Annotated in this window: 12 protein-coding genes; 5 read left to right on the top strand and 7 right to left on the bottom strand. The window is 33.1% G+C overall.

All coding sequences use genetic code 11. The annotated features are described in order from the left end of the window. Positions 1-48: 48 nt before the first annotated feature. Positions 49-1,050, top strand: a complete 1,002-nt coding sequence (locus tag ACXAFS_RS04575) for a hypothetical protein (RefSeq protein ID WP_475305589.1) — start codon at positions 49-51, stop codon at positions 1,048-1,050. A 66-nt stretch (positions 1,051-1,116) separates the two neighbouring features. Here ACXAFS_RS04575 and ACXAFS_RS04570 read toward each other — a convergent pair whose 3' ends face one another. Continuing rightward, the gene (locus ACXAFS_RS04570; RefSeq protein WP_475305588.1) at positions 1,117-2,799 is read right to left on the bottom strand and encodes a DUF6029 family protein; all 1,683 of its coding nucleotides are present in this window, start codon (positions 2,797-2,799) and stop codon (positions 1,117-1,119) included. Between the two features lie 39 nt (positions 2,800-2,838). Next, the gene (locus tag ACXAFS_RS04565) at positions 2,839-3,321 is read right to left on the bottom strand and encodes a TlpA family protein disulfide reductase (RefSeq protein ID WP_475305587.1); all 483 of its coding nucleotides are present in this window, start codon (positions 3,319-3,321) and stop codon (positions 2,839-2,841) included. 122 nt (positions 3,322-3,443) lie between these two features. On the opposite strand from ACXAFS_RS04565, the gene ACXAFS_RS04560 reads away from it, so the two are divergent. The 4 genes from ACXAFS_RS04560 (at position 3,444) to rpe (ending at position 6,954) form a co-directional block, all read left to right on the top strand. Then, positions 3,444-4,541 carry an Omp28-related outer membrane protein gene (locus tag ACXAFS_RS04560; protein ID WP_475305586.1) on the top strand — a complete coding sequence of 366 codons (1,098 nt, stop codon included), beginning with the start codon at positions 3,444-3,446 and terminating at the stop codon, positions 4,539-4,541. A gap of 108 nt (positions 4,542-4,649) precedes the next feature. Next, complete coding sequence (locus ACXAFS_RS04555) at positions 4,650-5,051, top strand: hypothetical protein (protein ID WP_475305585.1); 402 nt, start codon at positions 4,650-4,652, stop codon at positions 5,049-5,051. Positions 5,052-5,143: 92 nt separating this feature from the next. After that, positions 5,144-6,007, top strand: a complete 864-nt coding sequence (locus tag ACXAFS_RS04550; RefSeq protein WP_040247666.1) for a sigma-70 family RNA polymerase sigma factor — start codon at positions 5,144-5,146, stop codon at positions 6,005-6,007. A 284-nt stretch (positions 6,008-6,291) separates the two neighbouring features. Next, positions 6,292-6,954 carry a ribulose-phosphate 3-epimerase gene (gene rpe, locus ACXAFS_RS04545; protein ID WP_475305583.1) on the top strand — a complete coding sequence of 221 codons (663 nt, stop codon included), beginning with the start codon at positions 6,292-6,294 and terminating at the stop codon, positions 6,952-6,954. 33 nt (positions 6,955-6,987) lie between these two features. On the opposite strand, the gene ACXAFS_RS04540 is transcribed toward rpe, so the two are convergent. The 5 genes from ACXAFS_RS04540 to wecB all read right to left on the bottom strand — a co-directional run bounded on the left by ACXAFS_RS04540 (position 6,988) and on the right by wecB (position 12,981). Further along, positions 6,988-7,407 (bottom strand): CBS domain-containing protein, encoded by a 420-nt coding sequence (locus tag ACXAFS_RS04540; protein ID WP_475305582.1) that lies wholly within the window; start codon positions 7,405-7,407, stop codon positions 6,988-6,990. A 109-nt stretch (positions 7,408-7,516) separates the two neighbouring features. Then, positions 7,517-9,850, bottom strand: coding sequence for a GumC family protein (locus ACXAFS_RS04535; RefSeq protein WP_475305581.1), 2,334 nt, complete (start codon positions 9,848-9,850; stop codon positions 7,517-7,519). Positions 9,851-9,853: 3 nt separating this feature from the next. Next, positions 9,854-10,615 (bottom strand): polysaccharide biosynthesis/export family protein, encoded by a 762-nt coding sequence (locus tag ACXAFS_RS04530; RefSeq protein WP_475305579.1) that lies wholly within the window; start codon positions 10,613-10,615, stop codon positions 9,854-9,856. A gap of 94 nt (positions 10,616-10,709) precedes the next feature. Further along, on the bottom strand, positions 10,710-11,798 hold the full coding sequence (locus ACXAFS_RS04525) for an MraY family glycosyltransferase (protein WP_475305578.1): 1,089 nt from the start codon (positions 11,796-11,798) through the stop codon (positions 10,710-10,712). 85 nt (positions 11,799-11,883) lie between these two features. After that, positions 11,884-12,981, bottom strand: a complete 1,098-nt coding sequence (gene wecB / locus ACXAFS_RS04520; protein ID WP_475305577.1) for a non-hydrolyzing UDP-N-acetylglucosamine 2-epimerase — start codon at positions 12,979-12,981, stop codon at positions 11,884-11,886. Between the last annotated feature and the right edge of the window lie 30 nt (positions 12,982-13,011).

Raw genomic sequence — 13,011 nt, 5'->3', positions numbered from 1 at the left:
GTAATTTTTACAAATATCTAAAAACACTGTAACCTCTAGTATCATTTTATGCAAAGCGAATTTATTAATCATCTCAAAGAAAAAACCTCAACAAAAACATCCTTTGTAGAGGAAATAGCTTCAGTTTTAGACATTGGTTATGACGCTGCATATAGGCGTGTAAACAATAAAACCAATCTTAGTTTAGAAGAAGCGGTAATACTTGCCAAGCATTATAACATATCATTGAATAAACTATTTGAGGTAGGAAGTCAGAATACCATATTAACTGAATTGTCGCCACCAATTCATAATACTGAAGGTCTAAATACTTGGCTTAAACAATCATATAACAGCGTAATACCATTAACCAAAGTAAAAAATGCTTCTATTATATATTCTGCAAAGGATATACCTCTGTTTCACACATTAAAGGATTCCTTTCTCTCACGTTATAAAATCTATGTTTGGCTCAAAGATGTAGACACAAATATGACACAAAACAAAATGTCTTTTGATGATTTTATAGAAACCATCCCTCAACCATTACTAGATAGCGCCTTTAAACTTGGGGAAGTTTACAGAGATATAAACATTACCGAAATATGGAATAACACTACCATTAACGGTTCTCTTCAGCAGGTTTTATATTATTTTGAGGCTGGCATGCTTTCTCAAGAATTGGCATTACGAATTTGTGATGATATAGAAGATGTGGTAAAACATGTAGAAGAACAAGCTATAAAACAATCATTAATTGGCTCTAAAAATAAGTCAAGTTATCAGCTGTACATTAACGATATACATACCATGAGTAATACCATTATGATAATTACTCCAGGTCAAAAGGTATTCTTTACTCCTTTTACTGTTATTAGCTATTTTAAAATTGAACACTTACCTACTTGCGAGTTGATGTTTGAATTTTTTCAGAAGCAAATGAGTATATCTAAACTTCTAGTTAATGCTGGTGAAAAAGATAGAGCCCTATTTTTTAATAGAATGCATCAAAAAATTAATAAACTAAGGTCTAGAATTAAACTAGATAATGAATTCTTTGATTTCGAATAAAGTAGAAATGTAATTAAAAAGTCCATCAAAATTTGATGGACTTATATTTTTTTAAATACTATTTTTCTAGAAAGACATTAACAAACTAGCAGATAATCCTGTTGCTTCTGGCACAAAACGACAAACACCACCTACACAAACCAAACCAGCACGCTGTCTACCGTAATTTAAAGAAAATCGTGTAGAGCCTTTATTAAAGCTACCACCAAAATTATAATAGTGATTCTCTGAAGTGTCACTATCCTCACCACTATTGTAAATATCATTGACATAAAATGATAATCTCGGGCTCGCATTATACTCTAAAGTTCCACCAACCCAATCGTGATTATCAGAATTTGACCATAACTTCTGTAATTCTAAGCGTATAGACTGGCCAATTTTGCCAAACTTATAAATTGTTTCTCCAACAACGATATTGGTTTTTATTTGCTCACCAGAGAAATTATCTTCTATTGTTCTTTGGTTATAATATTGGTTAACGTAATAAAAAATAGAATTCACTTTTTTGTTCCATTTCTTTCTTATCTCTAAACTAATATCTGAGAAATATTTATCACCAAAACCAAAATAATCCACATCGTAAGACAAGTTATCAAAATCATAATCTCCTTTTAAACCAGCCCAATACGATGCATTAAAAGCCAGTTTAGTGCCATACTTTCCTCCAAGTGCTGTTCCTTTTTTAATGTTATAAAACAAATCTAATTGTCCACCTATTTCACCTGCTTCCATGAGTTGAGGATCTGCAAAAACAACCTGTGACTGTGCCTGATATACAAAAATATTGGTCAGTAAGTAATCGTGTTGTTTGGTAAGTGCTGGTGTAAAATTGATATTGTTCTCCAAAAACGCATTTCCTGTTTTTTCTCGCTCAGAATAGAAGCCCATGTTTTCTAATCTTCTAAACGTTGCATCTAACCCAAATCCCTTTTTAGAAAACCCTGAATTAAATAATAAAGCATTCCCAGGATTTACAAATGTATTTATTACTTGTCCATTGATAACAAACACATCATCAGACTTTGTTACATACTCCGCATTTGCATAAAAACTACCTTTAGAGAAATCTATACGTCCAGAAAAGGCATTTGTTAGCTCGTCAAAATTTGGTTCTTCTATGTCTGTTTTTTCTTTTCTACCAACATAGCTAAAGCCAAGGTTCAACGACGAATTTTCTAACTTAAAAATATTAGAAATATCTATTTCTGTATTAAAACCTAAAATAGCGCTATCTGCAGTCTCAAAACCTACGCGCTGTTTACCATATAAACCTGTTAATGATAAAAAATTTGTTGGCATATACTTTATCCTTCCACCTAATAAAGCATTATTTAACCCAAGTTGTCGGTCTTCCCAATTTCTAAGTATAAGACCACTACCGAATTGCTCATAATAATGTCCTGCAATAGCTTCTAACTTATCACTTCTATAATTGAGTGAATAAATCCCAAAGTCTGTGCCTTCAAAATTTGGTGAATAATTCAACAAAGCCAGTGGTTCATAAGATTCAATCTGGACAGTTGCGGTAAAGTTTTCAAGAAAGTTATAGTCTAACTTTAAGTAAGAATTGACTCTAAGATGCTTATCACTATCATTATTTTCTCCATCAAAAAAAGGTCCGGTTCGTTTATCATCATTATACCAAGCCATGTTAGATTCTAGGCCAACACGTAAATTATCAAGTAATTGAGCTGACATTTGGTTTATAGCAAAACAAAGCGTTAACAGCAAGAATAGCTTTTTCATATATAGGGTTAGTTAAGTTAGGTTGATTAGAATGAAAAATTACTTTTTTGAATGCTCTTTAACGACTTCATAAAGTTCTTCTTCACTGCCTGGAGTATAGCCTGTTCTTGTATGGATAATTTCACCATTTTTAACAACGACTACATATGGTAATACATTGATATTTAGGGCACGCTTTAAATCTTGGTTTTCATCTAACAATATCTGGTACTCCCAACCCTTTCCGTTCACTAAGGGAATTACTCTTTTACCAGTTCTAGCATCATCTGTAGAGATAGCAATAAGCTCAACATTAGTTTCGTCTTGCCACTCTTCATAAACATCTGCAATGGCATCTAATTCATTAATACATGGTACACACCAAGTTGCCCAAAAACTAAAAATTTTAATATCATCAGAATTCGCAAGCTCTTTTAGAGACACAGTATTACCATCAATATCATCTAGAGTTATATCTGGAAAGCCCTGACTATAAGTTAGTAATGAACTTAAAATGAAAAAAGTAAATATTAGGTGCTTCATGTTTTTATGTTTTAGTTTTTTTAACATTTTGCAATAATAATACCAGTTTTTTAAAAAATTAGTATAATTTGCGTTTTTTTAAACCAAACCTCTTCTAATTATTTATTAAAAATTTGCGATTTATGAAAACTAGACATCTATTTAATCTTTTGTTCATTGCCTTAACCATAAGTTTCAGCGCTTGTAGTAGCGATAGTGACGGTGATGGAAACGGCAATGGAAACGGAAACGGTAATGGAAACGGTAATGACATAACAAGCATATCTGTTGAAATATCGAGTTCTGTAGCTTGTGGCATCTATGCTGGTGATACTGTTAGCTTTGCTGTTATGGGTAACAACAATATGGATGTTACCAGTTCGGCTACAATTTCTGTTAACGGTACAGCTATTACTGGTAATACATATACTACAACTCAAGCAGGATCCTTACAAGTTTCTGCGACTTATCAAAATATTAGTACAACAAACAATTTAAACGTAAATGTTGCTGTTGACAACGCTAAATTCACAAAACATGTTGTAATAGAGGATTATACAGGAACATGGTGTCCTTTTTGTCCAAGAGTATCTTACGCTATTGAACAGGTTAAGGAGGAAACAGATCAGATTGCAGTAGTTGCAGTACACTGGGATGATGAATTTCAACCTTCTGTAGCTGCCGATATGCTATCAGCATTTGGCATCACTGGGTTTCCAACAGCCAAAGTTAATAGAGGCTCTGACTGGACATTCCCAGAACCGAGTAATATAGATCAGATTGTAAACCAAACTTTATGTGACAACTCACCAATAGGCTTAGCTATTACACCATCATTATCTGGTAACACCATGACCGTTAAAGTAGATGCTAAATTTAGCCAAGATTTTGATTTTAATAATGCTAAACTTGTAGTTATGGTACTTGAAGATGGTCTAGTTGGAGACCAAGCAAACAATCAAAGTTATTATGGTGGTCAAGATCCTATTCCAAATTTTGTCCATGATCACGTATTAAGATCAAGTCTTACAAGTGTTACTGGCGATGCCATTGCAACTAATGATGTTACAAACGATTTATACAGCAGAACATTTACAGCTAACCTTCCTTCTAATGTTGCAAACTCTTCAAATGTAAGTTTTGTAGCCTTCATTACTAATGAGAACTTTACTGGTGACGCTTTTGCCATCAACGCTAGAGTAGCACATTTTGGTGATACACAAACTTTTGAAGAAAATTAGTCGCTTACTTAAACAACATTCAAAATCATAAAAGCTCATGGTATTTGCCATGAGCTTTTTTGGTTTAGAATCCAAAGACTCTATATCAACAGCACTCAATTTGGAAATATGCCTTATTTTTCTTATCCTATAAGGATGATACCACAAGACAAAAATAACTACACAGAAGAATTAAATCATTCCATTTCTTATTTAGAGAGTTTAGGTTACACTAAAATTAAAGCAGATATGAAAGGTTATGAATCGCCAAAATCTTATTTAAAAAAAGGAAGTAAAATTGAAGTAACACCAGATATAGTTGCAGAAAAAGAAGGACGTAAACATATCTTTGATTTAAGCCTTAAATCTCAAAAACCAAGATTGCTCAAATCTAAATGGTTATTTCTTAATACATTGAGTCAAATAAAATCATATAGGTTTCGATTAATTACTACAAGAGGCCATTACAAATTCACCAGCGAAACTGTTGATGACATCAATCTCAACACAGTTAAACTTATTAAAATTTAATTTTTTTTAGTCTTTGTGTAACATTTTAATGCTTATTTACGTATAATAAAAAGCAACAACAATGTTGCATTGCACAAATCATAAAAAAGTAAATGAGACAGCTCAAAATTACCAAGCAGGTTACTAACAGAGAAACCGCTTCATTAGACAAATACCTACAAGAAATTGGTAAGGTTGATTTAATTACAGCAGACGAAGAAGTAGAATTAGCTCAGCGTATAAAAGCAGGCGATCAAGTAGCTTTAGAAAAATTAACCAAAGCTAACTTACGTTTCGTAGTTTCTGTGGCAAAACAATATCAAAACCAAGGTTTAACATTACCAGATTTAATTAACGAAGGAAATTTAGGTCTTATTAAAGCCGCTCAGCGTTTTGATGAAACACGTGGATTTAAATTTATATCTTACGCTGTATGGTGGATCCGTCAATCTATCTTACAAGCATTAGCAGAACAATCTCGTATTGTTCGTTTACCGCTAAACAAGATTGGTTCTATAAATAAAATTAACAAGACGTTTGCTTTTTTAGAGCAAAGTCACGAGCGTCCTCCTTCTGCAGAAGAGATCGCAAAGGAATTAGACATGACGATTAACGATGTTAAGGAATCTATGAAGAATTCTGGACGTCATGTCAGTATGGACGCACCTTTAGTTGAAGGAGAAGATTCCAACCTATATGATGTACTTCGTAGTGGAGAATCTCCAAACCCTGACAAAGACTTATTACATGAGTCTTTAAGAACTGAGATTGAGCGTGCTCTTGAAACATTGACACCACGTGAAGCAGATGTTATTCGCCTTTATTTTGGACTTGGAAATCAACATCCAATGACTTTAGAGGAAATTGGTGAAACTTTTGACTTAACACGTGAACGTGTAAGACAAATTAAAGAAAAAGCTATTCGTAGATTAAAGCATACGTCTAGAAGTAAAATATTAAAAACTTATTTAGGTTAACTCTTGTAATAGAATGCTTAAAACAGTATTATTCAAAATAATTATAAAAGTATTTAGAGTTAAAATGATATAAAGGTTTAATTAGGCTTGGTTTTTTGTATATTTAAGCACCAACCTAATAAAGGTAACAACAGTTACAAAACATAACTGTTCGTTTTTTGATTGATGAAAGAACCCACGGCTGATTACCGTGGGTTCACTTTTTATAATATCTTATTAACTTCAAACCTTAATAAACTTCAATTTTATATAACTTTGCTCAAACCTTTAATTAATATAATTCGATGTCTAAAAAATTAATAGCACCTTCCATGTTAGCCTCTGATTTTGGCAATTTACAACGCGATACCGAAATGGTTAACAACAGTGAAGCCGATTGGTTTCATATTGATGTTATGGATGGGCATTTTGTACCAAATATTTCTTATGGAATGCCAGTAATTGCAGCCATAAAAAAACATGCTAAAAAACCTTTGGATGTTCATTTAATGATTGAAAAACCTGAACGTTATATTGAAGAGTTTGCTAAAATAGGTGCAGATATCATTACCGTGCATTACGAATCTACTGTACATTTACACAGAACATTAAGACAAATTAAAGATGCTGGTTGTAAAGCTGGAGTTGTTCTTAACATTACTACTCCTATAAATGTTTTAGAAGATATTTTACCAGAATGTTACATGGTACTATTAATGTCTATTAATCCTGGTTTTGGTGGCCAAAAATTTGAAGACGTTACTTTTCAACGTATCAAAAAGCTTCGAAAGCTAATTGATGAGCAAGGTTTGGACACGCGCATAGAAATAGATGGTGGTGTTACCGATAAGAACATAAAAAAATTAGTAGAGGCTGGTGCAGACACCTTTGTTGCTGGAAGTCATGTTTTTAAAAGTGATGATCCTACAGCAACAATTAAAAACTTAAAATCTATTGCCAACTCATAAAAAAAGCGCCTTATTGGCGCTTCTTCGTTTCGTTTATAATTGTTTCAGGAGATAATTTATTAGATCTGTAGTGGTGACGATACCCACAAGGTTTCCGTCATCTACAACAGGTAAGGCATGAAACTCTTTTTCTGATAATATCCTAGCTACATCCTTAATAGTTGCCGTTGAAGACACGGTAACTACGTCCTTTACCATCACCTGGTCTATTGTAAACATATTATATACAAGACTATCAACCTCTTCTTCATTGTCATAAACAGCATCAGCAAAACTTATGCGCAACAAATCTGAATAACTGAGCATTCCTATAATAGCTTCACCGTTAACAACAGGTATATGTCTTATTTTATGCCTTTTAAAAAGTATCTCGGCAGTTTCTAAATCATCATCTCTATTAAGAGCAATGATATTTTTACTCATTATTTCGGAAATTGGCGGTATATATCTCATGACTATTAGTTTTACAATTCACTATTAAAAGTAACTCATAAAACCCAGAGAAATCATGATAAATATCATGTAAGAAACTGAATCTAAGTCAGTAGTTGTATCCTAAGTATTATTTAGCACTACCATAACCATAATTATAGCCATAGTTATAACCATAACCTTGAGACTTACTCGCACCTACACTGTTAATTACATAAGCCATATTCTTTAACTTTCCGCTTTCTGATAATTCTTTAGAGAATTTTAATAAATTTTTCTCTGTGTAGTTAGCTCTGGCTATGTAAATAGTTGCATCTGCCAATTGAGAAATTAGCATGGTATCAGTCACCAATATTGTTGGTGCAGTATCGACGACGATATAGTCATATACTTCTCTAGCTTCTTCAATTAATTTTTTAAAGCGTCCGTTAGTAAGCAAATGAGCTGGATTAGGTGGAATACTTCCTGAAAGAATAATATGGTGATTAGGATGCTTATCAAATCCACTTATTAAAGCATCTTTCCAATCGTAATCTACATCGTGAAGGTAATTAGATAAGCCTGGCTTTTGTTTATCCTCACTTATATGCGTATGTATTTGAGGATTTCTAAGATCGGCACCAATAAGCAACACTTTTTTATTAATACTAGATAACGCGAGAGACAAATTAAGACTAACGTAGGTTTTCCCTTCTCCTTTTATTGTCGATGTACAATAGATAACTCTTCCTTTATCCTGTTCTTTTATTGGCAGAATATAATCTACATTAGAACTTAATATTCTGAAAGATTCAGCTAATGGCGAACGGTCATTAGGATCGTTAAAAATAATATCCTTCTTTTTTCTTAAATCTGGTATTTCACCTATTACAGGAATCTTTGAAGTTACCTCAGTAATATCGTCTTTGGTATGTAACTTTGTATCTAGCATAAAAATAAGATACAATACTCCAAAAGGTATTAGCAAACCAGCTAAAAGCGCACCTGCATACACAATATTTGGTTTAGGTGATATTGGTTTAGAGCCAGATAAGGCATATTCTACAACTTTAATTGATGGCTCCGTAATCGCTAAATTTATAGCAGCCTCTTCACGTTTTTGTAATAATAACAGATATAGGCTTTCCTTTATTTTCTGCTGTCTTTGAATAGATTTAAATAAGCGTTCTTGTTTTGGTATTTGCGAAACTTTACCCGCAAATCTTTGGTTTCTACTTTCTAATTTCTTTAATGAAGTTTCTAACTGATATGTATAATTCCTTAAGGACCTATTTATGTTAGATTTTAAGCCTTCTACTTGAGATTGTGCTTGTAATACTGCTGGATTATTCTGACCTCCACTATCCTTTAATCTATCTCTGTTAATCACCGCGAGATTATACTCTCCTATTAAAGTGTTAATGCTACGATTATCAATACCAATGTTTGCTGGAAGCAAATCTGACTCAGAATTCTCATTTAAAGAATCTTCTAACAGTTTAGATAAAGTGAGTTGATTTTCAAGTTTAAACAACTCTTCTTCAGATTCTGTTCGTTTTTGCAACCCTAACTCAGCATCAGTAGCAATATCGATTATGTTATTTTTCTCTTTAAAAACCTCTTGATCTATTTCTATAGAATCTAGTTCTTTCTCTAATAAAACAAAACGGCCCCTAATAAAATCTAAGGTACGCTCAGAAACTAACCTTCTATCCTTGATACCATCATCATCAAAAACAGCTATCAATGTATCTAAAGTTTTTTCTGACAACTTAAAACTTTCTCCTTTAACTCTAAGTTCGAGCAAATCACTTTGTTCACCTATTGCTTCAACCTGAATTTGACTTTTTAAGCCAAGCGCTGCACTCTTTAATGGAATAAAAGAAACAATATATGTTTTATCCTTAAGTATGCTTACATCTTCACTGCTTAACTCAACATTAAAAGGTAAACGATGCACCTCGTTATGAGTTGAATACTTAGAAAAAGTAAAGGACTTATCTGTAATTATATTACTAATCTCGACACCGTTATCTAAAACTCTTATTTTGTATTCTAAATTTCTATCAATACTGTCAGAATCTATGATTTGCTCAAAGCTGAATGGAAGTTCATCAATTTGTGATGTTTGGATCGTACCTTCTTCATAGAAGCGTGTATTGAGATTTAATTCCCTAACAACACGATTCATAATGCGATAAGACGTTAAGATCTCTATCTCATTCTCTAAATTTATGTTTGTTCTTTTGAAAATAAAAGCCGATGTTGGTAATTCCAAGCCTTCAGACTCATCTAAGATTTTAATTTTAGAATAGGTTTCATAAATGCGAGGTGCAAATCTTAAATAGATATATGCACTAACAAAGGCAACTATTAGAGTTAAAACAAACCAAGGCCAATATCGAAAATATCGTCTAAACTCTTGTTTTAAATCAAGGCTTTCCTCTTCGTTGAATGTAAAATTATTGTTGAATTGGCTTTCCATAAATTACCTTGATAATAAAATCGTTATACTAAGTGCCAAAGACGCAATAGTTAAAACCGTCCCAATATCACCGATAAAACCAGCTGTCTTGACTTTAGGATTGTTAGGATTAATTACAATAACATCATTGGGCTTTATAAAATAGTATTCACTATTCATAAATGAGGTAGATGTCAAATCAATGCGAGTTATTTTACGTTGACCATCCTCTTCTCTTGTAATAAGAATATCATCACGTTTGCCGTTGATGGTTAAGTCACCTGCATACCCTAGGGCTTGTAATATTGTAATATTTTGCTCAGTAAAGTTGTAAGTACCAGGTTTATTTACCTCCCCCAAAACGGTTACTTTAGCATTGATGAGCCTAACATTAACTATTGGGTTTGAAAGATGACCACCTGAAGTTAACATATTCTTAATATCTTCTTCTAATGCTTTACTGGTTTTATTTGCTGTTGAAATTTCACCTAAAACTGGGAATTTTATCGTGTTTTCTAAAGACACTAAATAACCATCTAATTGAAGTACCTGAAGATTTTGTGGCTGAGCACCAGCAGAATTCAACTTGTTATAAGGCAAAGCAGCCTCTGGAACTAAGCTTTCAACAGTAATCTTTAATATATCATTGGGCTGTATTTTTGCTGATTCATATTTAACTTGACCGCTTTTCTGCTTGGTAGCATCCTGCATGTAAAGCACCTCTTTATTTGAGGCACATGAGCTCAATAACAAGAGTACTAATAACCCTAAAATATTTATTTTCATTAAAATCTTTTATAAGTACAACAAATATAATCGCATTTCAAGGACTTGCAAAAGCATTTACACTATTAAAACCTCCAAACACCCTAAAATTAAACTAGCGAACTACTTTTTTAAATAAGAATGGTAGCATGTATAGAGCACTACCATACAACAAGAGAAAAATTATTTGAGTATTTAGGTTAAGATGCAGCAAATTAAAGGCAATACAAATAATGACTACATTAATACTGCTAATTAAAATCGTTGTCTTTAAATGGCTATAACCACTTTTTATAAATCGATGATGAATATGATTTTTATCGGCTTTAAAAGGGCTGGTTTTATGAATTACAATTCTAATAAAAAATATCCTTAGTGTGTCTATTAGCGGATAGAACAACAGAGCAAACGCTAAGGCTGGTGAAGCTCTGTAATATGCAGACGTAGTATCAACCTGCGCCATATTAATAAAGCTAATGGTAAAGAATGCTAATAAAAATCCTACAATCATAGAACCTGTATCTCCCATAAAAATTTTGTTTTTTTTAGAAAAATTCAACCTTAAAAACGCTAATAAACATCCGCATAATGCAATAGCTATGGTTGCTAAACTTAATTCGTTAGAACTAACAAAAAGGTAAACAAAAATACCACTAATACTACATGCTATGGTACCAGCTAATCCATCAACACCATCGATTAAATTATAAGCATTTATTATAAGAATATACACAAAGAGTGTGAATCCTACAGATATCCAATATGGTAAAACATCAATATCCAATATCTTGGAAAAACCTATTATCCTCGTATTCGTAAAAACGATAAGTAGACCTGCGGCTAGTAATTGTCCCATAAATTTTTTCCCTGCAGAAAGCACCGTCAAATCATCCTTAAGTCCTAAGAAAAAAAGAATAGTTAAACCTCCCATAACTAGGAGTAGCACCTTAGTATTTAAAAAAGCACCAACAATAGTCATCACTACAATGAGTCCCACAAATATACCAATACCACCAAGGGTTGGTGTTTTATCAGCATGTACACTTCTGCTATCAGGTTCATCCATCAAATGCTTCTCTTTGGCTACATATAATATGGTAGGAAACGTCTGAAAGGCAATTAAGAATGCGAGCACAAAAGCTGCTATTAGCCAGACGGTTATATTATTTTCAGGAGTAAAATTCTCCAGTAATGTTTCAATCATATGGTTGATTTTAAACCATCTTAGGGGATTAGAAATATACAACTTTCTAAACGAAGTATAAGATGTTTAGACAAATATCTACAAATTATTTCTCAGCTAAATTTAGAATATGAGCTACTATTCTTTCTGCAGTTTTGCCGTCCCATAGTGGAATTGTTTTATAATCTTTCCATTCATCTTTAAACAGCTTTTCTAAGTATGGCTTGATAGCTTCGGGATTAGTTCCTACTAACTCATTGGTTCCTAAGGTTATAGTTTCTGGTCGCTCTGTGTTATCACGAAGCGTCATGCAAGGCACATTCATTACTGAGGTTTCTTCTGTAATACCACCAGAATCTGTAATTACTGCTTTAGCGTTTTCTACTAGGTAATTAAACTCTAAATAGCTTAGAGGCGCTACCATATGTAACCTTGAGTGAGACACTTTTAAACGCTCCAATATCTTAGCTGTTCTTGGATGCACAGGAAAAATTAAAGGCAAGTCTTTAGTATTGGATACAATCTCATCTATCATGGCCTTTAACTGACTTTCTTCATCAACATTTGCTGGTCTATGAAGTGTCATTACGATATACGATTTTGGTTTTAGCCCTAACAGACCATAAACCTCTGGTGCTTTAAAGTTTGGCCTCTGCTTCAAAAGTGTATCGATCATAGTGTTGCCAACGTATAATATCTGGTTGTCCTCTACACCACTTTTAAGCAAGTTTCGGTTAGCCAACTCAGATGTTGTAAAAAAATAGTTAGTAATACTATCTGTGACTAATCTGTTAATTTCTTCTGGCATGGTCCAATCATCAGAGCGAATACCTGCCTCTACATGGGCTACTTTAGTATATAGTTTTTGCGCTACTAAAGCACACGCCATTGTTGAAGTTACGTCACCAACCACCAAAACTAAATCAGCAGGATTTGCCATTAATTCCTTTTCAAAACTCACTAGAATCGCTGCTGTTTGCTCTGCTTGTGTTCCTCCACTACACTCTAAGTTAATGTGCGGTTCTGGAATGCTAAGCTGCTCAAAAAAACTACCAGACATGTTTTTATCGTAATGCTGCCCTGTGTGTACTAATCTATAGTCTAATGCTTCGCCTTTATGTTTAGCGTTTTCAATAGCGTGGATTATTGGTGCAATCTTCATGAAGTTAGGTCTTGCTCCTGCTATTATTGTAATGTTGTACATGATAGTTTTGGGTTGATTGGTTTAATTATA

This window comes from Winogradskyella sp. ABM4_392, from assembly GCF_056160445.1.
Note: the sequence above shows the minus strand (reverse complement) of the source record. Positions and strands in the feature narration are given on the sequence as shown.

Bases quoted from the DNA above. Each gene is read 5' to 3' on its own strand.
- ACXAFS_RS04530 (WP_475305579.1), bottom strand. From the start codon at position 10,615: ATGAAAATAAATATTTTAGGGTTATTAGTACTCTTGTTATTGAGCTCA.
- ACXAFS_RS04540 (WP_475305582.1), bottom strand. From the start codon at position 7,407: ATGAGATATATACCGCCAATTTCCGAAATAATGAGTAAAAATATCATT.
- ACXAFS_RS04535 (WP_475305581.1), bottom strand. From the start codon at position 9,850: ATGGAAAGCCAATTCAACAATAATTTTACATTCAACGAAGAGGAAAGC.
- ACXAFS_RS04550 (WP_040247666.1), top strand. From the start codon at position 5,144: ATGAGACAGCTCAAAATTACCAAGCAGGTTACTAACAGAGAAACCGCT.
- ACXAFS_RS04575 (WP_475305589.1), top strand. From the start codon at position 49: ATGCAAAGCGAATTTATTAATCATCTCAAAGAAAAAACCTCAACAAAA.
- ACXAFS_RS04525 (WP_475305578.1), bottom strand. From the start codon at position 11,798: ATGATTGAAACATTACTGGAGAATTTTACTCCTGAAAATAATATAACC.
- rpe (WP_475305583.1), top strand. From the start codon at position 6,292: ATGTCTAAAAAATTAATAGCACCTTCCATGTTAGCCTCTGATTTTGGC.
- ACXAFS_RS04570 (WP_475305588.1), bottom strand. From the start codon at position 2,799: ATGAAAAAGCTATTCTTGCTGTTAACGCTTTGTTTTGCTATAAACCAA.
- ACXAFS_RS04560 (WP_475305586.1), top strand. From the start codon at position 3,444: ATGAAAACTAGACATCTATTTAATCTTTTGTTCATTGCCTTAACCATA.
- ACXAFS_RS04565 (WP_475305587.1), bottom strand. From the start codon at position 3,321: ATGAAGCACCTAATATTTACTTTTTTCATTTTAAGTTCATTACTAACT.
- ACXAFS_RS04555 (WP_475305585.1), top strand. From the start codon at position 4,650: ATGCCTTATTTTTCTTATCCTATAAGGATGATACCACAAGACAAAAAT.
- wecB (WP_475305577.1), bottom strand. From the start codon at position 12,981: ATGTACAACATTACAATAATAGCAGGAGCAAGACCTAACTTCATGAAG.